The organism is Faucicola sp. SE7633, assembly GCF_059264685.1.
Genome location: NZ_JCADBW010000010.1, coordinates 38,960 through 58,286 on the forward strand (window position 1 = coordinate 38,960; position 19,327 = coordinate 58,286).

The following is a 19,327-nucleotide window of genomic DNA, read 5'->3' on the forward strand; positions in this document are numbered from 1 at the left end:
AGAGTCTGTCACTGCCACGCCGCGCCAACCCATGGACACAGCCCATGCCAGCCGCCATTTGGTCATGCAACACCTTGCCAAACGCTATGGCAAACGCTGGGTGGTCAAAGACGTGTCATTTTCGGTTGAGCAAGGGCAAGTCGTTGGATTGCTTGGGCCAAACGGTGCAGGCAAGACGACAAGCTTTTATATGGTCGTTGGGCTGGTGGCGATGGACAAGGGGCAGATTCATCTGGGTGGACAGGATATTTCGCACTTGACAATGCCCGAGCGCGCCCAAGTCGGTATCGGCTATTTGCCGCAAGAAGCGTCGATTTTTCGTAAGCTCACCATTGAGCAAAATATTTTGGCAATTTTGCAGACGCGGCGTGATTTGGACAAGCGCGGACAGCAGCAGGCACTTGAGCAGTTGATGGCTGATTTTAACCTCAGCCATGTGCGCCATTCGTTGGGCTTGAGTGTGTCGGGCGGTGAGCGCCGACGCTGTGAGATTGCGCGTTGTTTGGCCTCAAATCCCAAATTTATTTTGCTGGATGAGCCGTTTGCAGGTGTTGACCCGATTTCGGTTGGCGATATCAAAGACGTGGTTTTAACCCTCAAGCAGCGCGGCATTGGCGTGCTGATTACCGACCACAACGTGCGCGAGACGTTGGCGATTTGTGAAAAGGCGTATATCGTCAGTGAAGGCGCGATTATCGCCGATGGCACAGCCGATGAGATTTTAAATAATACCTTGGTGCGGCAGGTGTATTTGGGTGAAGATTTTGTGGTGTAGCGGCAGCGTGTGATGAGTGTGCCCGATTTACCGCCCAGTCATGCCACCCGTCAGTCACCGATGTCGGTTGCTGAGCGCGTCGGGCAGGCGGTATTGTTTGAGGCAATCGCGCTGTTGTTGTCATTCGGTTTGGTGCAGATTTTTGGCCATCAACCACCCACAGGCGGCAATGACTGGCAAGTTTGGGTGATGCTGCTGGGTATATCCTTGCTGGCGATGGTATGGACATTCGTCTATAACGTGTTGTTTGATAAGGTGTTTACCCAAGACAAGCTAAGCCGCCCGTTTTGGCTGCGCGCGCTACATATCATCGGGTTTGAGGGCGGTTTGTTGTGTTTTACCTTGCCGCTGGTGATGTGGGTGTTAGGCATTGGCGTTTGGCAGGCATTGATGCTGGATATAGCCATGTCACTGACGGTGTTGGTGTATGGGTTTGGGTTTTATTGGCTGTATGACGTAATACGCGCACGCGTGCTAGCAGCCAAGCGATGATTGATAGTATTTTTAATAAATATAAATAATTAATATTAATATAAACTTGAATCTGGCAGCCACTTGCCCCATTGATGGGCGTAAGCAACCATCCCATTAACTATTTAACCATTTAAATATAAATTAAACATCACTGGGTTAAAGACACAAACCGCGGTGCTAGCCCTGTTGGCTGTGCCACCCAAGTCAGTGCGCCTGTGTGATGGTGTGAAGTGATAATGCAAACGTTTAACCCATAAAGGAATCAGCCAAACATGGCAAAAGCCAAATCCAGCTATATCTGCCAACAATGCGGCGCGGTATTCGGCAAATGGTCGGGGCAATGTGCCGATTGTGGCGCGTGGAATAGCCTTGTGGAAGCGCCTGCCGTTGCCGCCATGCCGCATCACAAGGCCACGTCCAGCAAAAAAACCAGCAACTACGCAGGCGAGCAGTCCGCTGTGATGCCGCTCAATGCGGTGCCGCTAACACTTGATACACGCTTACCGACAGGTGTCAGTGAGTTTGATCGCGTGCTGGGCGGTGGACTGGTGGCAGGTTCGGTGGTGCTGATTGGCGGTGACCCCGGTATTGGTAAATCGACGATTTTGCTGCAAACCGCCATTCACATGGCGCAAGATGACAGCCTAGCAGGCAGTGCGCTGTATGTCACGGGTGAAGAATCCTTGTCACAGGTTGCCATGCGTGCGCAGCGGCTTGGCTTGCCCAATGATCGCTTGCAGGTGCTGGCAGAGACCAACGTTGAGGCGATTTGCCAAGTATTGAGCCAGCTTCAGCCTGCGGTCGCGGTGATTGACTCAATTCAAACATTATTCACCGAAGCCATTCAGTCCGCCCCAGGTGGTGTCAGCCAAATCCGTGAATCGGCAGCGATTTTGACACGCTATGCCAAGCAGACGGGCACTGCGTTGTTTTTGGTTGGACATGTGACCAAAGAGGGCGCGTTGGCAGGGCCGCGCGTGCTTGAGCATATGGTCGATACCGTGCTGTATTTTGAGGGGCAGTCGGACAGCCGTTTTCGTATGATTCGCGCGGTCAAAAACCGTTTTGGCGCGGTCAATGAGCTGGGTATTTTTGCCATGACAGATACGGGGCTCAAAGAGGTCGCCAACCCGTCGGCGATTTTTTTAAGCCGTTATGACCAACCTGTGGCAGGCTCGGTGGTGATGATTAGTCGTGAAGGCACACGTCCGCTGCTGGTTGAGGTGCAAGCTTTGGTTGATGATGCACAAGGCCAGCCACGCCGCATGGCGATTGGGCTTGATTTTCAGCGTCTTGCTATGCTGCTTGCGGTCATGCATCGGCATGGCGGTATTCACACCAGCGGCCAAGATGTGTACGTCAATGTGGTCGGTGGGGTCAAGGTGCTAGAGACGGGATCGGATTTGGCAGTCTTGCTGGCGTGCGCGTCTAGCATCAAAGAAAAGCCATTGCCTGATACGCTGGCGGTATTTGGTGAAGTGGGGCTGTCGGGAGAAATCCGCCCCGTACCCAACGGACAAGAGCGGCTAAAAGAGGCCATCAAACACGGGTTTACCCACGCCATCGTACCCAAAGCCAACATGCCCAAAACCCAGCTTGAGCAGTTCAAAGGCTTGACAATTATTGGCGTAGAGCGGCTTGAGCAAGCCATTCATAGCGCGTTTGAAGCGATTTAACGCGCTATCAGCGCGCGCGATTGCCACCTAAAAACTAAAAACGCACCATTTCAAAAATGTGCCATTACAAACCTGCAGGATCGGCAACGCGCTCAATCAAGACATCGCCCGAACCTGTGTTGCTGATACCGATTTGTTTTGCCGCCGCATAAGACAAATCCACCACACGGTTACCCGAAAATGGCTTGCGATCATTGACTTTGACCACCACGCTTTTGCCGTTGGATTTGTTGGTAACTTTGATATAGCAGTTCATCGGCAATGACGCATGGGCGGCGGTCAGGGCGTTTTGGTCAAACGCATCGCCGCTGCTGGTCTTGCCACCGTGAAACTGTCGCCCATAAGAAGACGCCACGCCAGATTGGGTAAAGCGGCTGACCGTATTAGACGCGATTGCCGTCAGACGTGACAATACGTCGCTATCACCACCATTAGACGCGGTGGGGGCAGATTTGGCTTGGCTCAACAATGGGCTGCTAAGTGCCAAAGACGTATTGGCAGGCTGACGCACAGACTTGACCAAGTCCGATGCGTTGTTATGCTGGCGCGACAATTCGGTGAGAACATAGTCCAGATTAAGCGTATCTGCTGCTTGCACCTGCATCATGCTACCTGCCAGTAGCACGCCACCTAGCCACTTGATGCTGCGCGTTGTTAGACCATCTGCATTCATACAAACCTCAAGATTGAGTTGGGATAGGCAGCCGTATCAATGCTTGGTAAAAAGCGTGCTTGCCTATCTTGTTTATCTGCTGCAATTCGCTGCAACAATCGTGCCAAATTTGACTATACCAGATTCAACCAATCAGACACTTTAATCAAAAATCAAGTTAGCCTCTTGGCGAATCGTTCATCCACTGCTTGGCTGTGGGTTTTATTGGGTGGGGCTGTTATATTTTCAACACCCGCCCAGTTTTTAAAGGTTTTTAAGCTAGACCGCTGTGTTTTGCCCCCAATTATTAAAAAGGACACAACAAAAAACCTACAACGGTAAATTATTATAACATCAAATTTTTAGCAAAATAGCTTCAATTGTCCAGATTTACAAAAAAATTCGCCGAAAAACTGTCATCAATCGACAAAGTTTTGCTATTTGGCGCAATTTGGCTAAAATCTTATTGCCAAACGTATAGGCGTTTGCTTAAAATTTGATTATACTATGTAGCAATTGGTATGTTTTTGTAAGCTTAACCTGTGGTCAATTTGGCTAGGTAAATCAGACAGTTAAGCAGTTAAATTGGGGTGCGATGTGGCAGAGCGTATGCAAAAAGTTGTCAATAAATCGGATTTAATCGCAAATCTAACCAGTCAGTGCGACGGTTTAGAAGAGCAGCTGGTCGAGGACGCGGCGCAAAAATTGTTTGATTTGATGGCGCAAACGTTGTGCCGCGACGGGCGCATTGAGGTGCGCGGATTTGGCAGTTTTTGCTTGCATTATCGCGATGCGCGTACCGCGCGTAACCCAAAAACAGGCAAAAAAGTTGCGGTCAAGGCCACCGCGATTCCGCATTTTAAACCCGGTAAGGCACTGCGCGAGCAAGTTAATAAAACCGCCAAGCCCTAAAGCGTTCGCCAATATAACCAACGCGATGGCTAAGCTTAATATAAGCCAATAGTCTTGGGCAAATTTGGTAAACACTTGTCACAAAAACACGCTGTCATGTTACGCCAATCTTGCGTTAAACTTGCTGGTGGTATTTAGTGAAATACCGCTAAGATAATAAAAGTTCGTTTAAATTTGTGTGGTGTAAGTTTTCCTAGGCCGTTTCAACAGATATAAGTTTTAACAACCGTGTAGCGAGCGGTAAACGTGAATGCACATGGCCTTGCCAATAACATATTAAGGATAAGCGTATGCGTGTTGTGATGTCGATTTTGTTGGGTTTAATCATCGCCTATGGGTTGTTTTTGGTGTTTGCCAATAGCCAGCCTGTCATGGTCAATTTGCTGTTTAGCACTGTGCCGCAGATGGCATTGGGCTTGATGCTGATTTTGACGCTGCTGCTGGGCTTGTTGGCAGGTATTTTGATGTCGCTGATGATGTTTCGCGTGTTCCAAATTCGCGCAGAAAATCAGCGGCTATTGCGCGATTTGGCCAGCGCGCAGCAAAAACTGGTGGAAACCCAAAGCAACTATGAACAACACCTAAACCAAAGCCGCAATGCAGGTATTCCGCTGTCGGTCAATAATCCAACGGTTTAACCCTCTATTAAAGGGGCTCGTTAAAGTGGCTTAAAAAAAGCTTGGGTATGATGGATAAAGCCATTTTTAAGCCATCCGTTATTTTAAGCTATCAGTTAATAAATTTATCAAGTTTAGTTATGTCTGCTGCTCATTTTTCAAATACTGTGCGTTCACCGATTATTGTGGCGTTGGATAACATGACCGATAGCCAAGCCTTGGCATTGGCAGAACAGCTTGACCCAACGCTCTGCCGCGTCAAGGTTGGTAAAGAGCTGTTTACCCGTTATGGGGCGGGTTTGATCCAAGCCTTACACGGGCGTGGGTTTGAGGTGTTCTTGGATTTAAAATTTCACGATATCCCCAACACCACCGCACAGGCAGTTTTGGCGGCGGCAGATTTGGGTGTGTGGATGGTCAATGTCCACGCCAGCGCAGGTTACACCGCCATGCAGACAGCAAAACAGCGGCTGCTAGACGCAGGCCACCAGACCAAACTGATTGCGGTGACGGTGCTAACCTCAATGACGCAGGCGGATTTGGCAGGCATTGGCGTGACAACAAGTGTCGATGCGCATGTGGAGCGTTTGGCGCGGCTGACACAAACGGCAGGGCTAGATGGGGTGGTGTGCTCGGCGCAAGAGGCCGAACGTTTGCGGCAGGCGTGTGGGCCGTCTTTTTTGTTGGTGACACCAGGCATTCGGCTGGCAGATGACGCGGCAAATGACCAAAGTCGGATTTGTACACCGCAGCAGGCATTGGCGTTAGGGGCAGACTATTTGGTCATCGGTCGCTCTATTACCCAAGCGCAAGACCCATTGGCAAAGCTTGCGCGTATTGTTGCCGATTTGCCTGCGCGTGTTTAGGGTTGGCGAAAGGCGATTAGGACGAGGTTCATGGCAGCGGTACGGTTTTTGGTGCTCAGTGATTTGCATATTGACAGCTATGCGCGGTGCGGCTTGCCAGTGGGTCAGATTCCTGAGGTGGATTGCGATGCCATCATCGTGGCAGGCGACACGGCAAACAATACCGTCGGTGTTGAATGGCTAATTGTAGAGGCTGAGCGCTTACAAAAGCCGTTGTTTGTTATCACAGGCAACCATGATTATTTTGGGGCAGATATCGCGGCGCAAGACGCAATCTTGCGTCAGCTGACCGCAGGCACGCAAGTGACGTTTTTGCAATGCGATGCGGTAGACATCGCAGGCGTGCGCTTATTGGGCACGACGTTGTGGACGGATTACACCTACAACGCGCAGCCTGATACGTTGGCGATGGCAGCGCATACCATGCGTGATTACCGTGAGATTATCGCTTATGGTCGTGCCTTTACACCTGCCGATAGTGTGGCGTTGCATTTGCAACAACGCGTTTGGCTCAAAGATGCCCTACAAAAGGCTGCCGCCGAGGGTGTACCCAGTGTGGCCATCACCCACCACAGCGTCAGCCCACGTTCGGTGTCTGAGCAATACAAGGATTTTGCCAGTAATGCAGGTTTTGTTACCGATTTAAGCGCGTGGATGACAGCGGATTTTGCGCCCAAACTTTGGGTGCACGGGCATACCCACGAAGCGTTTGACTATCAGCAAGGGCGTACGCGTGTGGTGGTCAATCCGCGCGGCTATCCCACAGAGGTCAGTAGCACAGGATTGCTGTTTGATTGGGCAAAGGTCGTTAGCGTCGAGGCCTGACAATCCTTTGAGGGCAAACATTGCGTTTTGGCATGCCAAGATTGCCGCTACAAGACGGCCAAGCCCGACCGCAAACCTCACACACAAACCCACCTAAGTACGCGCTTACAATAGCTGATGCGTTAAATTGTGCGTACGTGCAATATTTTACGCATTTTTGCGCCAAGTCTTGGCAAAATCCCCCCAATTTGCTATAACAGTGGTTTGTAGCCGATACTAAATTGGCTGCCTAATGTGTCAGCGCGTTTGAATTGCCACAGTTGATGGGATAAGGAGACCACATGCCCCAACGGATTTCGCCTGTGCCTACCCATTTGCCACCCAGCATGATTGATTCGGTGAAATTGTTGCCAACGGCTAAGCGGCTGATTTTGTTCACCCGTCATTCTTTGCGTGTCAGCTCCGACGGGCAGGGCTTTGCCAGCTATGCCTTGCCATTGACACCGCAAGGGCGTGTGTTGGCGCGCGCGTGGGGCAGTTGGCTGGCGACAAATTTGGATTATTGCCTTGATGTCGATAGTATCAGCAGCCCGATTCAACGCTGTGTTGATACGGCGCTGTTGATGCAAGAGGGTGCAGGCGTGGCGCGCGCGGTGGCTGAGCAGGCGCTGCTGGTCGAGCCAGGCAGCCTTGTCACCGAGCCTGAGGCGGTCAGTGGGGTGTTTCGTGAAATCGGCGCGTTGAATTTTATCAACCGTTTTTTGGCGCGCCAACTGGCAGGTACTAAGACACCACAGCAAGGCGCGTGGGATATTTTGCGTCTGTTTTATGACCATCAGCCTGAGCACGGGCATTTGTTGTTGGCGGTGAGTCATGATACGTTGTTGGCAGCATTGCTGGCGCTGATGCAAGGCGTTGGCAAGATTGATTGGAACGACTGGCCAAAAATGATGGAGGGCGTGTTTTTGTGGTTTGATGACGCGCCGTTTGAGCACGCGCAGGTGCATTTTATCTGGCGTGGGCAGGTGCATGCGCGCAGACTGGCAGATATCGGCCTTTAAGCGTGTAAATTTAGGCGTATAAATTTAAAAATTGGTGTCATCAGTATTTTAACCAAAAATTTTCATGTATTTTTAAAAATAACCACGGTGTAACGACAACCACCATGCCAAATTCAGTGCCCAATCACAACCACACGTCCGCGCCGAGCTTAAACCAGCCACCCAAAATCGTCTTTTTTGACATTGATGATACGTTATACATCAAAGCAGAGCGTCGCGTGCCCGATAGTGCGGTGGCGGCATTGCACGGGCTCAAAGCGCGCGGAATTTTGGTTGCGATTGCAACGGGGCGTGCGCGTCGGGTGTTGCCTATGCCCATCGAGCAGCTGGTGCAAGCGGTTGGGATTGATTTGTTGGTCACGGTCAATGGGCAGCGCAGCCACTATCGCGATGTGCCTTTGACCCAATACGCGCTTGCGCCCGAGCAGGTGCAGGCGGTCAGTGCGACGCTGGCGCAGGCAGGCATGTCATACGGCTATGTGATGGATGATGCGGTGGTGGCGTTGGCAGAGGATGAGGTGTTTCGCGATACCTTGGTAAAATTGGGTATCGGCTACAGTCGTCTTGCGCCGACGGATTTTGACCCACAAACGCCCGTGTATCAGATTTTGGCGTTTAGCACGGATAACCGCCAACCGCTTGATTTGCCCGAGGGCTTACGCACCGTGCGTTGGCATGATAGCGGCATTGATATTTTGGATGCGGCAGGCTCAAAGGCGCGTGGCATCGAGCACGCCCTCAACCATCTGGGCTTGACATGGGCGGATACGCTGGCATTTGGCGATGGCATGAATGACATCGAAATGCTACAGCACGCGGCATGTGGCGTGGCGATGGGCAACGCGCGTGCCGAGCTCAAGGCAGCGGCGGACTATGTGTGTCCGCCTGCGTGGGAGGACGGGATTTATCGCGGCTTGCAGGCGCTTGGCGTGCTCTAAGTTATGCTAAAATACGCCATTTGACCCCGCGTATTTGCCATGGGTCAGGCGATAGAATCATGGAGAAATCACGCCATGCCGCGTTTTGTTAGCTTTAATATCAACGGTTTACGCGCGCGTCCGCACCAGTTGCAGGCGATTCGCGACATCATCGACCCCGATGTGATTGGCTTGCAGGAAACCAAAGTCCATGACAAGGCATTTCCGCTGGCGATGGTGCAGGATTTGGGCTATCACGTTGAGTATTTTGGGCAAAAATCGCATTATGGTGTCGCGCTGCTGTCTAAAACCGCGCCGATGTTGGTGCAAAAAGGCTTTGTGCACGACACGCCCGACAGCCAGCGCCGTTTTATTCATGCGCGTTATGACTTTGGCGGTAAGTCCATCGATGTGCTAAACGGCTATTTTCCGCAAGGTGAAAACCGCGACCATCCGACCAAATTTCCGATGAAGCGCGAGTTTTACCAAAATTTAACCAATTATATCAATGAACTGCGCAAAGACGGTAGCAGCCTAATTGTCATGGGCGATATGAACATCGCGCCCAATGATATCGACATCGGCATTGGCGAAAAAAATGCCCAACGTTGGCTAAAAAATGGCGTGTGCTCATTTTTGCCTGAGGAGCGCGACTGGTACGCCCATTTGATGGCGACCGATTTGCAGGACACCTACCGCGCCTTGCACCCCGAGGGCGACGCGCTAAGCTGGTTTGATTATCGCTCCAAAGGCTTTGATGACACGCCCAAGCGCGGCTTGCGCATTGACCATATTTTGATGTCACCCGATTTGCGCGACAAACTCAATGGCGCAGGCGTAAGCTACGCCTTACGCGGTATGGAAAAACCGTCCGACCATGCGCCAATTTGGGCGGATTTTAGCGATTGATGGTTTAAATTTAACAGCCTAAAAAAAAGGAACAGCTATGGCGGTTGGCAACATTGAATTGGTGAAATTATTGCCGATTGATGGCATAAAAATCGGTATCACCGAAGCGCAGGTGCGTTACCCAAATCGCAAGGATTTAACGGTTTTTGCATTGTGCCAAGGTGCGACCACCGCTGTCGTTACCACGCAAAACCAATTTTGTGCCGCGCCCGTTCAGCTATTGCGCCAACACATCCAGCAAAAAAGCCCGCGCTATTTATTGGTCAATACGGGCAATGCCAACGCCGCCACGGGTACAGACGGGTTGGCGCGCGCCCGTGCCACGTGTGAGGCGTTGGCAAATCTAACCGATACCGCCACCGCACAGATATTGCCGTATTCTACAGGCGTGATTGGTGAGACCTTGCCCAATGAGCGCATAGTCGCCGCACTGCCAGCCGCGTTGGCAAACTTGGACGAAGACAACTGGCTGGCGGCGGCGCATAGCATCATGACCACCGACACCGTGCCCAAAGGGCATAGCGCGCAAGTGAGCGTTGATGGCATGACCTATACAGTGACGGGAATCAGCAAAGGCGCGGGCATGATTCGGCCAAACATGGCGACCATGTTGGGCTTTGTTGCCACCGACGCACCGATTGCACCCGATGTGCTACAAACTATGCTGCGTGACAGTGTGGCGACTTCGTTTAACCGCATTACCGTTGATGGCGATACCTCAACCAACGACTGCTGCACGCTGATAGCCACAGGCAAAGCAGGTGGCGCGACGATTGATAGCACCGCGCACCCACACTATAAGGCGGTGTATCAGGCGATTGCCAGTGTTATGCTACGCATTGCTCAGCTGATTGTGCGGGATGGTGAGGGCGCAAGCAAGTTTATCACCGTGCAGGTGACAGGCGGCAAAACCAGCGATGACTGTGCCAAAGTCGCGTACGCCGTCGCACACTCGCCCTTGGTCAAGACAGCATTTTTTGCCAGTGACCCAAACTGGGGGCGGATTTTGGCGGCGGTTGGCTATGCTGGGGTGGATTTAGACCAGTCTGACATCAATGTATCGCTGGATGATGTGCCAATTTGCGCCCGTGGTGGCTTGGCAGAGGGGTACACCGAGGATAAAGGGGCAGCGGTGATGCGCCGCCCTGAAATTACCATCCATATTGACTTGGGGCAAGGGACGGCTGCTGATACGGTGTATACCTGCGATTTGTCGTATGAGTATGTCAAAATCAACGCCGATTATCGCAGCTGAGCAAAAAAGTTGGTAAATAAAAAGGCGCATGATTCGCGCCTTTTGTTTGTTTTAAAACGCTTAACCAGCTGGCAGGTTCAAAGTCTAAACGTGATAAAAATCAATAACCTTTGGTTTTTAGCCAATGTTGCATCTGCTGAATTTCAGGGGCTTGGGCGTCTTTGATTTGGCGGGCAAGCTGGCGGATATCGCGGTTAGTGCCGTATTGTAACTCCACGTTTGCCATATCAATCGCGCCTTGATGGTGCGGAATCATGCCTTGGGCAAATGCCACATCGGGGTCAGCCGCCATAATACCGCGCATCATGGCATCATGGTTGGTTTGGTTGTTGGCTTGATACGCTTGCGCGATGGCAGCGGCGTTGGCGGCAGTGGGTTGGTTGGCTTGGTTGGCGGTCAGCCACTGCTGCATGTAGGCGATTTCTTTGGTTTGGGCATCAATGATACGTTGCGCCAGTGCGCGCATTTGTGCGTCTTTGCCATATTGTTGTTCAATTTTTGCCATATCAATCGCGCCTTGATGGTGCGGAATCATGCCTTGCACAAAACCTAAATCGGCATTTTTGGCCTCTGTGCCTTGGGTCATCGCATGGTGCATGGCGTGCATACTATCCATGTAGGCTTTGACGTGCGCAGGCTGGTCAGGGTTGTGAGGGTGGTGGGACGGTTGGTGGTGGGTGTTGCCATGCGCTGGCGTGGTCACGTTTTGCTGGGTGGCGTGCTGGGGGGTGGCGGTGTTTTGACTACAACCGACAGCGGCAATGCTGGCTAATACAACGCTGGCTAAAAAGATTTTTTGCATAGCGCAATATCCTGTTTAACTAAAAATTTTGTATAAACTGACTGAATGCAACTAAGTATAACATCGTTGGCGCAACATTTCATACAAACACAACGCCCCAGCCACGCCCACATTGAGGCTTTCTTGTCCATTTGGCTGCGGCAAGGACAAAGGCTGCGCCCGTGCAAGCAATTCGGTACTTACGCCTTGTCCCTCATGCCCAAGCACCAACGCCAACGGCTGGCGCAAATCGGTGTGATAAATCACCGTGTCACTGTGCGAACTGGTGGCAAACAACGGTACATTGACCTGTGTCAATATATCAGCAAGGCTGACTTGTTCATAAATCGTTAGGCTAAACACCGCGCCCATGCTAGCGCGCAAGGTCTTTGGTGACCACACCGACGCTGTGCCTGCGGTACAAATCACCGTCGTAACCCCAACAGCCGACGCGGTACGCAGCAGTGTGCCCAAATTGCCGTTATTCTGTACACCGTCGATGATTAAACAGTCGCTTTTGATGGGCGTTGCAAATGCCACGCTTGGTGCGTCGATGATGGCCATGATGGGCAGACTCTCGCCAAGACTGCGGATATTTTTGTATAAACCATCGCTCACGGTTATGGTTTTGACATCGGCTAGGCGGTTTAACAAGCCGTTGATTTCAGCGTTTTGTAAGCCGTTTTCGCTGACAATCACGGTATCGGGTGTTAGGCTAGCATGTAAGTATGCGTCCAATAAATGCGTACCCTCAAGCACGGTTTTGCCAAGTTTTTTGCGCTGGCGAGACTGGGTGAGTAGGGCATGGGCGGTTTTGATGGTGGGGTTGTCTTTGGAGGTGATAATCATTGGTTATCCATTTGATAAGCCAAAAGGCGACTGTTTCGATCAAAGTCGCCAATTTTTACGCTTGGCACGTGCAATTATCGAAAATTATGGCATCGCTGCATGCAGCTGCTGGATATATGCCACTTCATTTTTTGCACCCAGCACCACAGGCACGCGCTGATGAATATGGGTCGGGGTGATGTCCAAAATACGCTGCATGGCGTCGGTTGCCTCGCCGCCTGCTTGCTCAATAAGCAGTGCCATCGGGTTGGCTTCATACATCAAGCGCAATTTGCCTGCTTTGTTTGGGTCTTTGGTATCAAACGGATAGCTAAACACGCCGCCACGGCACAAAATCCGATGCACATCGCCGACCATCGCCGCCACCCAGCGCATATTATAATCCTTGCCGCGTGCACCTGTTTTGCCTGCCACCAATTCATCAACATAACGCTGCATAGCTGGCAACCAGTGGCGGTAATTTGACGCATTGACCGCGTATTCTTTGGTGTCCGCGTCGATGCGGATGTCCTGCTTAATCAAGACAAATTCATCATGACGGGTATCAAGGCTAAACATCGCCACGCCATCGCCGAGTGTCACGGCCATGACGGTTGATGTGCCATACAGCACATAGCCTGCCGCAAGCTGTGCTGTGCCTGCTTGCAAAAAATCGCTATCTGTTGCTGCGTGGCCTTGGTTGTGGTACGGCAAAATCGAAAAAATCGTGCCCACAGGCATGTTAATGTCGATATTGCTTGAACCGTCGAGTGGGTCAAATAGCACCAAGAGCGTACCGTCTGCATTGGCAGCGACGGCGTTATCCATTTCTTCTGACGCGACACCTGCGCACGCGGTGTTGTGCGTCAAAGCATCCATGAGTAAGTCATTGGCAATCACGTCAAGTTTTTTTTGCGCTTCGCCTTGCACGTTTTGGTTACCTGCCTCGCCTTGGATATCGGCAAGCGCGCCTTGGCGCAGCAGGTGGTTAATTTCGCTACCGACTTGGCTAATGGTGGTGATGGCGCTGGCGACGGCTTTATTTTGGCAGTGATGGGCGAGATAATCGGCTAGGGTGGTGACGTTGATTTGCATGGGATTTTCCTTTTCAATTAATTTTAATGGGCAGAAATTTTTAGCAAATTGTAGCATGTTTTGGGATGGGTTTTTAATGTTATCACCGCAGATTTGGAGTAAAATAGCTCAAATTTATGGGGCGTATTTTATGAATTTTGAGAAAAAATTTAGCTTTATTGATTTGTTTGCAGGCATTGGTGGGTTTCATTTGGCATTGGCAAGTTTGGGTGGTGAGTGTGTGTTTGCTTCTGAAAAAGACAGCTTTGCTCGGCAAACTTATCAACATAATTTTGATACTTCCAAATTTGTGTTCAATGATGATATTCGTAAACTCTCCCTTCATCAAGTTCCCGACCATGACATTTTATGTGCAGGTTTTCCGTGTCAGCCGTTTTCTCAAGCTGGTCTAAAAAAGGGCTTTAGTGATGGATCGGATTCAGAACGGGGTAATTTATTTTTCTGTATTTTGGATATTTTAGAAGCCAAACAGCCCAATGCTTTTATTTTGGAAAATGTCCGACATTTGGTTAATCATGATGATGGACGCACGTTTGAGATTATTTTAACTTTGCTCAAGAAGGCAGGTTATACAGTATATTATCAAGTGCTAAAAGCCTCTGATTACAATATTCCACAGCATCGCCCACGGGTATTTATTGTCGGGTTTAAAAATGCTGACAATCTACCGCCTTTTGTATTTCCACCAAAATTGCCTTTGACTTATACCATGTCGGATGTATTCGGCGAACCATGCGAAAAGGATGTAGGTTTCACCTTGCGTGTTGGTGGTAAAGGCTCAGGCATTGATGACAGGCGAAATTGGGAATTTTATCGGGTAGGTGGTGAGGTTAAACGCATAGGTATCACGGAATCAAAAAAAATGATGGCAATTCCCGATAGTTATGAGTTTCCCGTGTCAAAAACCCAAGCGATGAAACAGCTGGGCAACAGCGTATGCGTTGAAGTGGTGCGACAAGTAGCACAGTCGGTTTTTGCTTATTTACAGCAGCACTATAGCCATTTTTATCCCAAGATTGTGCAGGCGCAAAGTCATATGATAAAACGTAATAAAGGCGAATTGAGTGAAATTTATGCGTTATGTAAAGTAATTTTTGAGCAAATTATTTCTTATGGCGATAGCAATGCCCATGCCACCGCTGATAGCATTCAAGTGCTAAAAATCCATACCAATCAATCGCTGATTGATTTACAACACACCCAATTTGGGGTCATAAAAAACGGTAAACAAACAAACTATCAATTAGCCGATTTTTTGACGCAAGCAGAATTAAACCAGATTTTAGCCGATATTAAAGCGGGTAAAAGTACATTTAGTAGCGCCATATTAGAGCAAAAGATGATAATTTTGGGTGAAACCAAAACCAAAGGCACGTCTTTAGAAAAAGGCGATATTTCGTTGTCATTTTTGGACAATGGGCAACTGTTTGGTGAGCAACAGACCAGTATCAAATCATTTTTAGGCGGTTCGCCCACGTTGCTCAATGCCTCACAAGCAACCAATTTTATTTATGAAATTCAAGAAATTACTACCAGTGATATGGATGTGATTAACGCCATTGATAGCCGAGCCAAGGTTAAAGATAGATTACAAAAAATTTATGAATTGGGTGGTTGCTTGAGCTTTTTGGGTTGTGAAAACCCGACTTATGAAAGTACCTTACGAAAAGTCGATAGCCAAATGCCCGAAATCTTAGCACAAGCTTTATTGGCATTTTTTACCAAACGCATGGACAATAAATTGAGCAGTTTTCCCACTAGCCAAATTTCTGACCCTGCCAAAGCCGAGCAAATCACTTGTCGTCTAAAAGACTTTGTCAAAGCCACAATTTTAGGGATTTTCCCGACTCACGCATGGAACGGTGATTTAACTGCCAATTCAGTGCTACTGGTAAAAGAAAGTGGCGAGTTGATTTTTTACCATACCAATCACGACGCTATACTAAAAGCGTTTTTTTATCAGCACACGTTCTTTGACACACCTTCTTCCACAAGGCATCGGTTTGGCAACGTATATTTTGAAAATGGCAAATTTTACTTTAAACTTAATTTACAGCTAAGGTTGGCACAATAAAAAGGCGCAACGATGAACATTTTAACCACCCAAACCCTATCCAACAAAGACTTACAAACCAAACTTGACACCGCCATGGCAAAACCTGAAAAGCTTGGCGACGGCATTCGGCATTTTATCGGTGTTGAGGGCTTAAGCCGCACCCAACTCATGCAGATTTTGGACAAAGCCAATGGCTATTTGTTGGGCGATGGCAAAATCAAAAACAGCGACGAGCTAGACGGCTGCACGGTGATGAACCTGTTTTTTGAAAACTCTACGCGCACGCGTACGACGTTTGAAGTCGCGGCAAAACGCCTTGGCGCGAATGTGACAAGCATTGATATCGCCAAATCCAGCACGCAAAAAGGCGAAAGCTTGCGCGATACGTTGTGGAATTTGCAAGCCATGACGGCAGATATTTTTGTTGTGCGGCACAGCGCATCGGGCGCGGCGCATTTTATGGCGACCGAGGTGACACCGAATATTGCCATCATCAACGGCGGTGATGGCTGGCACGCCCACCCAACGCAAGCGTTGCTGGATATGCTGACCATTCACCGCGAGGCGGCGCGCCCGTTTGAGCAGTTGCGCGTTGCTATCATCGGTGACATCAAGCACAGCCGTGTGGCGCGCTCAGATATTGCCGCGCTCAAAACTTTGGGCACGACAGACATTCGCGTGGTTGCCCCCAAAACCTTGCTGCCCAAGGGCATTGAACGCTACGGTGTGCAGGTGTTTAATGACTTGGATAAAGCGATGGTTGATTGCGATGTGGTGATTGGTTTGCGCATTCAAAACGAGCGCATCGGCTCACCGTTGCTACCTTCAACCAACGAGTATTTTAAAGCGTATGGCATCACCCCAGAGCGCCTTAAACGCGCGCGCCCTGACGCGATTGTCATGCATCCAGGTCCAATGAATCGTGGCGTTGAAATCGCCTCAAGCGTGGCCGATGGGGCGCAATCCGTGATTTTAAAACAGGTCAATAACGGCATTGCCATCCGCATGGCGGTGCTAGCACTGGCCATGCAAGGACAACGCCAAGCGCGTCAGCAATCTATGGCATAACCAACGATTTTTAACGCTTGTTGTTTGCGCATCGCATAAGGACAGGCCAATCAGCGCGCCAGCAATTTCAACCACTTGGGTCAGTCAAGAGATTTGTCGCTGCGCTCAGGATTGACAAAATGCGATGGTTGGCAGTGGCGTGATGAATTCGCCCGTGTAGATTAAAGCCTATCGATGGACAAATGGACGCGCGCGTTTTTACTTAACGTCAGCGGCGTAACGTATGACCGATGGATGACAACTAAACCAAGAGAACCGCATGAAAAATTTACTTCCCCCCAACTGGCAATTTGATAACGCCCAACTACCCACCGACGCTGATGGCAAATGGTTATTGCCGCCACTGGTGGACTTGTGCGCGCGGCTGCGTGAACCGGGACACCAACAACACGGTACGCTCAAATCTGAAGGTCTTGCCGCCCGTCAAAACGGCTTTTTGCACGTGGTTATGCCGCCTGACACCCAACCTGTGCTAGAAAATGGCTCACTGCTGGCAGGCTTGCGTGAGCGCGCGTACCACGACGCAGGCATTCATCTGCATGTGTTGGGTGCATTGACAGCAGGGCTGGCAGGCGAGTTTCCTGCCAATATGCTTGGGCTTAAACAAGGCGGCGCGATTGGCGTGACCAATGCGCGGCGCAGCTTTGCCAATGATGATGTGCTGCTACGCGCGCTTGAGTATGCGGCCACGTTTGACATCAAGGTGTTTTTCTATCCCGATGAGCCAATCCTGTCCAAAAATGGCGTGGCGCATGATGGCTACATTGCCTCATATCACGGTTTGGCAGGCATTCCGTGGATTGCCGAGACGGTCGCGCTTGCCAAACAGTTGTTGATTGTTGAAGAAACGGGCGTGTCGGCGCACTTTAGCCAGCTGACGTGTAAATCCTCAATGGATTTAATCCGCTGGGCAAAACAGCGCGGCTTACCGATTACCTGTGATGTTGCCATGCACCAGCTACACTTGACCGATGATGCGCTGATTGGCTTTAACGCGCTGGCGTACGTCCTACCGCCACTACGCAGCAACACTGACCAAAAAGCGTTGCTTGAAGGCCTACAAGATGGCACGATTGACGCAATTTGTAGCCACCATGAGCCTTTGGCAAAAACCGCCAAACAAGCGCCGTTTGCCGAATGCCAAGCAGGCATTAGCAACTTAGACACCTTTATGGCGTTGGGTTGTCAGTTGGTGCGCGATGGTACATTGACCGCCGAGCAACTGGTGGAGAAAATCGCCATCAACCCTGCGCGTATTGCAGGTATTGACACCCAATGGCGCGATATCGGCGGCGCGGTGTTGGTCAATCCAGACCATACGTGGCAAGTGACTGCCGATGCCATGCACTCGGCAGGCAAAAACACCCCGTTTATCGGCAGCACCTTGACGGGGCGTGTTGAGCAAGTTTACTTTGATTAACTAGTTAATGTGATTTTAAAATAAAAAAATCGCTAATTAACGCGCATGTTTCCAGTCGTTGCCATGGCGGTTGGCGTTGGTGTTAGTGGAGTGGCGGGCGTGATCGCGATTGTGCCCGTTGCCGTAGTGGTTGGCATGGTAGCTGCGGTCTTGGTGTGGCTTTTGGGCGTTGTTGTAGCGCGTTGGCGATTGGTGCTTAACCTTGCGATATTTGACCGTCTTGGTGTTGGCTTGTGGTTTAACATAAGCATAAGCATGGCGCACGGTGTGTTGGCGAACAGGTGTTTTCGCGCCCCACTGTGTGGTTTTTGCAAAGCTTGGGGTTGCCAATAGCAAACTACTCATAACGGCAATACCTGTAGCGATGAGACGAGTTTTGTGTGTTGAAATTGACATACAATGCCCTTACTGGTGTGGTTACGACCTAGGAGAACAGCTTGATGGGGGAGTTTGAGGTTGCTCTTCTGCCCTCACGTGATTTTAACTACCCACAGTCTTCGCCGACTGCAAGGGCATTGTGCGCCGATTTTTGTCCATCTGCAAACCGATTTGTTAGTGGCAAGTGGCAAAAATGTCAAAAATTCTCTCGATGAGATTACACGATGACTGATTTACATTCTAAGCCTTATTCGACCAATCCTCACGCGGTATCAGCAGCCGATAGCCGACAATACAGCACCCCGCGGCAAGCTGCGCCGAATACTCCCACGCGCCCCAACCGCGCCATTGGTATGGTGGCGATGTATGAACTGCTCAAAGGCATGGGCGCGGTGGTGGCGGCGTCAATAGTGGCGATGTGGCATACCCGCATCGAGCGCGTGGCGGATACCTCAATTGCAAGCGCGCGCCGCGCGTGGGGGCAATGGTTTGCACCGCAGCTTGATACACTGGCAGGCTGGGTGCATGGCATTGATGGGCATTGGCGTGGTTTGGTTGCCTTGATTCTTGGTTATGCGGCGTTGCGGTTTTTAGAAGCGTACGGCTTGTATCGTGACCGCGCGTGGGCATACTGGCTCAGCTTGCTAGGTTATGGGATTTTTTTACCCGTTGAATTTTATGATGTGGTTGCAAGACCGTTTAATTGGCTACATCTGTTGGTGTTGCTGCTCAATGCGCTGGTGTTTTGGTTGGTGTTTCGCAGTATGCGCCAAAAGGGTTTGATTTAACGGTCACACTTTGGCGATAAAAACGGCATAAAAA

General features: G+C 50.3%; 20 protein-coding genes. 15 read left to right on the forward strand and 5 right to left on the reverse strand.

Annotation, left to right across the window (positions count from 1 at the left end):
- The first annotated feature begins 31 nt into the window (after positions 1-31).
- The 3 genes from lptB (at position 32) to radA (ending at position 2,925) form a co-directional block, all read left to right on the forward strand.
- A complete protein-coding gene (gene lptB / locus AC5L4R_RS05495; protein ID WP_494473094.1) occupies positions 32-775 on the forward strand; it encodes an LPS export ABC transporter ATP-binding protein in 744 nt (247 codons plus the stop codon).
- Positions 776-787: 12 nt separating this feature from the next.
- On the forward strand, positions 788-1,267 hold the full coding sequence (locus tag AC5L4R_RS05500; protein WP_494473052.1) for a PACE efflux transporter: 480 nt from the start codon (positions 788-790) through the stop codon (positions 1,265-1,267).
- Between the two features lie 254 nt (positions 1,268-1,521).
- Positions 1,522-2,925, forward strand: coding sequence for a DNA repair protein RadA (radA, locus tag AC5L4R_RS05505; protein WP_494473053.1), 1,404 nt, complete (start codon positions 1,522-1,524; stop codon positions 2,923-2,925).
- A gap of 64 nt (positions 2,926-2,989) precedes the next feature.
- On the opposite strand, the gene AC5L4R_RS05510 is transcribed toward radA, so the two are convergent.
- Positions 2,990-3,598 (reverse strand): septal ring lytic transglycosylase RlpA family protein, encoded by a 609-nt coding sequence (locus AC5L4R_RS05510; RefSeq protein WP_494473054.1) that lies wholly within the window; start codon positions 3,596-3,598, stop codon positions 2,990-2,992.
- Between the two features lie 588 nt (positions 3,599-4,186).
- Here AC5L4R_RS05510 and AC5L4R_RS05515 point away from each other — a divergent pair.
- The 8 genes from AC5L4R_RS05515 (at position 4,187) to argJ (ending at position 10,879) form a co-directional block, all read left to right on the forward strand.
- Entirely contained in the window at positions 4,187-4,489 is a 303-nt protein-coding gene (locus tag AC5L4R_RS05515) for an HU family DNA-binding protein (protein WP_494473055.1), read from the forward strand.
- Positions 4,490-4,779: 290 nt separating this feature from the next.
- Positions 4,780-5,127 carry a lipopolysaccharide assembly protein LapA domain-containing protein gene (locus tag AC5L4R_RS05520; protein WP_494473056.1) on the forward strand — a complete coding sequence of 116 codons (348 nt, stop codon included), beginning with the start codon at positions 4,780-4,782 and terminating at the stop codon, positions 5,125-5,127.
- Positions 5,128-5,246: 119 nt separating this feature from the next.
- A complete protein-coding gene (gene pyrF, locus AC5L4R_RS05525) occupies positions 5,247-5,972 on the forward strand; it encodes an orotidine-5'-phosphate decarboxylase (protein ID WP_494473057.1) in 726 nt (241 codons plus the stop codon).
- Positions 5,973-6,002: 30 nt separating this feature from the next.
- Complete coding sequence (locus AC5L4R_RS05530) at positions 6,003-6,797, forward strand: metallophosphoesterase (RefSeq protein WP_494473058.1); 795 nt, start codon at positions 6,003-6,005, stop codon at positions 6,795-6,797.
- A 281-nt stretch (positions 6,798-7,078) separates the two neighbouring features.
- Positions 7,079-7,798 carry a histidine phosphatase family protein gene (locus AC5L4R_RS05535; protein ID WP_494473059.1) on the forward strand — a complete coding sequence of 240 codons (720 nt, stop codon included), beginning with the start codon at positions 7,079-7,081 and terminating at the stop codon, positions 7,796-7,798.
- 104 nt (positions 7,799-7,902) lie between these two features.
- A complete protein-coding gene (locus tag AC5L4R_RS05540; protein WP_494473060.1) occupies positions 7,903-8,736 on the forward strand; it encodes a Cof-type HAD-IIB family hydrolase in 834 nt (277 codons plus the stop codon).
- A 75-nt stretch (positions 8,737-8,811) separates the two neighbouring features.
- A complete protein-coding gene (xthA, locus tag AC5L4R_RS05545) occupies positions 8,812-9,624 on the forward strand; it encodes an exodeoxyribonuclease III (RefSeq protein WP_494473061.1) in 813 nt (270 codons plus the stop codon).
- 37 nt (positions 9,625-9,661) lie between these two features.
- Complete coding sequence (argJ, locus tag AC5L4R_RS05550; RefSeq protein WP_494473062.1) at positions 9,662-10,879, forward strand: bifunctional glutamate N-acetyltransferase/amino-acid acetyltransferase ArgJ; 1,218 nt, start codon at positions 9,662-9,664, stop codon at positions 10,877-10,879.
- Between the two features lie 100 nt (positions 10,880-10,979).
- Here the strand turns inward: argJ and copM are convergent, their stop codons facing one another.
- The 3 genes from copM to AC5L4R_RS05565 all read right to left on the reverse strand — a co-directional run bounded on the left by copM (position 10,980) and on the right by AC5L4R_RS05565 (position 13,583).
- Positions 10,980-11,681, reverse strand: a complete 702-nt coding sequence (gene copM / locus AC5L4R_RS05555) for a CopM family metallochaperone (RefSeq protein ID WP_494473063.1) — start codon at positions 11,679-11,681, stop codon at positions 10,980-10,982.
- A gap of 51 nt (positions 11,682-11,732) precedes the next feature.
- The gene (locus tag AC5L4R_RS05560; protein WP_494473064.1) at positions 11,733-12,509 is read right to left on the reverse strand and encodes a TrmH family RNA methyltransferase; all 777 of its coding nucleotides are present in this window, start codon (positions 12,507-12,509) and stop codon (positions 11,733-11,735) included.
- Positions 12,510-12,593: 84 nt separating this feature from the next.
- The gene (locus AC5L4R_RS05565; RefSeq protein ID WP_494473065.1) at positions 12,594-13,583 is read right to left on the reverse strand and encodes a class 1 fructose-bisphosphatase; all 990 of its coding nucleotides are present in this window, start codon (positions 13,581-13,583) and stop codon (positions 12,594-12,596) included.
- Positions 13,584-13,713: 130 nt separating this feature from the next.
- Here AC5L4R_RS05565 and AC5L4R_RS05570 point away from each other — a divergent pair, with 130 nt between their 5' ends.
- From AC5L4R_RS05570 to AC5L4R_RS05580, 3 genes are all read left to right on the forward strand, one after another.
- Entirely contained in the window at positions 13,714-15,657 is a 1,944-nt protein-coding gene (locus AC5L4R_RS05570) for a DNA cytosine methyltransferase (protein ID WP_494473066.1), read from the forward strand.
- 75 nt (positions 15,658-15,732) lie between these two features.
- Entirely contained in the window at positions 15,733-16,707 is a 975-nt protein-coding gene (locus tag AC5L4R_RS05575; protein ID WP_494473095.1) for an aspartate carbamoyltransferase catalytic subunit, read from the forward strand.
- A gap of 259 nt (positions 16,708-16,966) precedes the next feature.
- A complete protein-coding gene (locus AC5L4R_RS05580; protein WP_494473067.1) occupies positions 16,967-18,127 on the forward strand; it encodes a dihydroorotase in 1,161 nt (386 codons plus the stop codon).
- Positions 18,128-18,163: 36 nt separating this feature from the next.
- Here AC5L4R_RS05580 and AC5L4R_RS05585 read toward each other — a convergent pair whose 3' ends face one another.
- Positions 18,164-18,523, reverse strand: coding sequence for a hypothetical protein (locus AC5L4R_RS05585; protein WP_494473068.1), 360 nt, complete (start codon positions 18,521-18,523; stop codon positions 18,164-18,166).
- Between the two features lie 206 nt (positions 18,524-18,729).
- Here AC5L4R_RS05585 and AC5L4R_RS05590 point away from each other — a divergent pair, with 206 nt between their 5' ends.
- Entirely contained in the window at positions 18,730-19,293 is a 564-nt protein-coding gene (locus AC5L4R_RS05590) for a DUF2127 domain-containing protein (protein WP_494473069.1), read from the forward strand.
- The last annotated feature ends 34 nt before the right edge of the window (positions 19,294-19,327 follow it).

What these genes read in the sequence shown, in the direction of transcription:
- AC5L4R_RS05530 (WP_494473058.1), top strand. Translation starts at nt 6,003, where the DNA reads ATGGCAGCGGTACGGTTTTTGGTGCTCAGTGATTTGCATATTGACAGC.
- argJ (WP_494473062.1), top strand. Translation starts at nt 9,662, where the DNA reads ATGGCGGTTGGCAACATTGAATTGGTGAAATTATTGCCGATTGATGGC.
- AC5L4R_RS05515 (WP_494473055.1), top strand. Translation starts at nt 4,187, where the DNA reads ATGCAAAAAGTTGTCAATAAATCGGATTTAATCGCAAATCTAACCAGT.
- AC5L4R_RS05570 (WP_494473066.1), top strand. Translation starts at nt 13,714, where the DNA reads ATGAATTTTGAGAAAAAATTTAGCTTTATTGATTTGTTTGCAGGCATT.
- radA (WP_494473053.1), top strand. Translation starts at nt 1,522, where the DNA reads ATGGCAAAAGCCAAATCCAGCTATATCTGCCAACAATGCGGCGCGGTA.
- copM (WP_494473063.1), bottom strand. Translation starts at nt 11,681, where the DNA reads ATGCAAAAAATCTTTTTAGCCAGCGTTGTATTAGCCAGCATTGCCGCT.
- pyrF (WP_494473057.1), top strand. Translation starts at nt 5,247, where the DNA reads ATGTCTGCTGCTCATTTTTCAAATACTGTGCGTTCACCGATTATTGTG.
- AC5L4R_RS05540 (WP_494473060.1), top strand. Translation starts at nt 7,903, where the DNA reads ATGCCAAATTCAGTGCCCAATCACAACCACACGTCCGCGCCGAGCTTA.
- AC5L4R_RS05565 (WP_494473065.1), bottom strand. Translation starts at nt 13,583, where the DNA reads ATGCAAATCAACGTCACCACCCTAGCCGATTATCTCGCCCATCACTGC.
- AC5L4R_RS05580 (WP_494473067.1), top strand. Translation starts at nt 16,967, where the DNA reads ATGAAAAATTTACTTCCCCCCAACTGGCAATTTGATAACGCCCAACTA.
- AC5L4R_RS05585 (WP_494473068.1), bottom strand. Translation starts at nt 18,523, where the DNA reads ATGTCAATTTCAACACACAAAACTCGTCTCATCGCTACAGGTATTGCC.
- AC5L4R_RS05590 (WP_494473069.1), top strand. Translation starts at nt 18,730, where the DNA reads ATGACTGATTTACATTCTAAGCCTTATTCGACCAATCCTCACGCGGTA.
- AC5L4R_RS05575 (WP_494473095.1), top strand. Translation starts at nt 15,733, where the DNA reads ATGGCAAAACCTGAAAAGCTTGGCGACGGCATTCGGCATTTTATCGGT.
- AC5L4R_RS05520 (WP_494473056.1), top strand. Translation starts at nt 4,780, where the DNA reads ATGCGTGTTGTGATGTCGATTTTGTTGGGTTTAATCATCGCCTATGGG.
- xthA (WP_494473061.1), top strand. Translation starts at nt 8,812, where the DNA reads ATGCCGCGTTTTGTTAGCTTTAATATCAACGGTTTACGCGCGCGTCCG.
- AC5L4R_RS05500 (WP_494473052.1), top strand. Translation starts at nt 788, where the DNA reads ATGAGTGTGCCCGATTTACCGCCCAGTCATGCCACCCGTCAGTCACCG.
- AC5L4R_RS05535 (WP_494473059.1), top strand. Translation starts at nt 7,079, where the DNA reads ATGCCCCAACGGATTTCGCCTGTGCCTACCCATTTGCCACCCAGCATG.
- lptB (WP_494473094.1), top strand. Translation starts at nt 32, where the DNA reads ATGGACACAGCCCATGCCAGCCGCCATTTGGTCATGCAACACCTTGCC.
- AC5L4R_RS05510 (WP_494473054.1), bottom strand. Translation starts at nt 3,598, where the DNA reads ATGAATGCAGATGGTCTAACAACGCGCAGCATCAAGTGGCTAGGTGGC.
- AC5L4R_RS05560 (WP_494473064.1), bottom strand. Translation starts at nt 12,509, where the DNA reads ATGATTATCACCTCCAAAGACAACCCCACCATCAAAACCGCCCATGCC.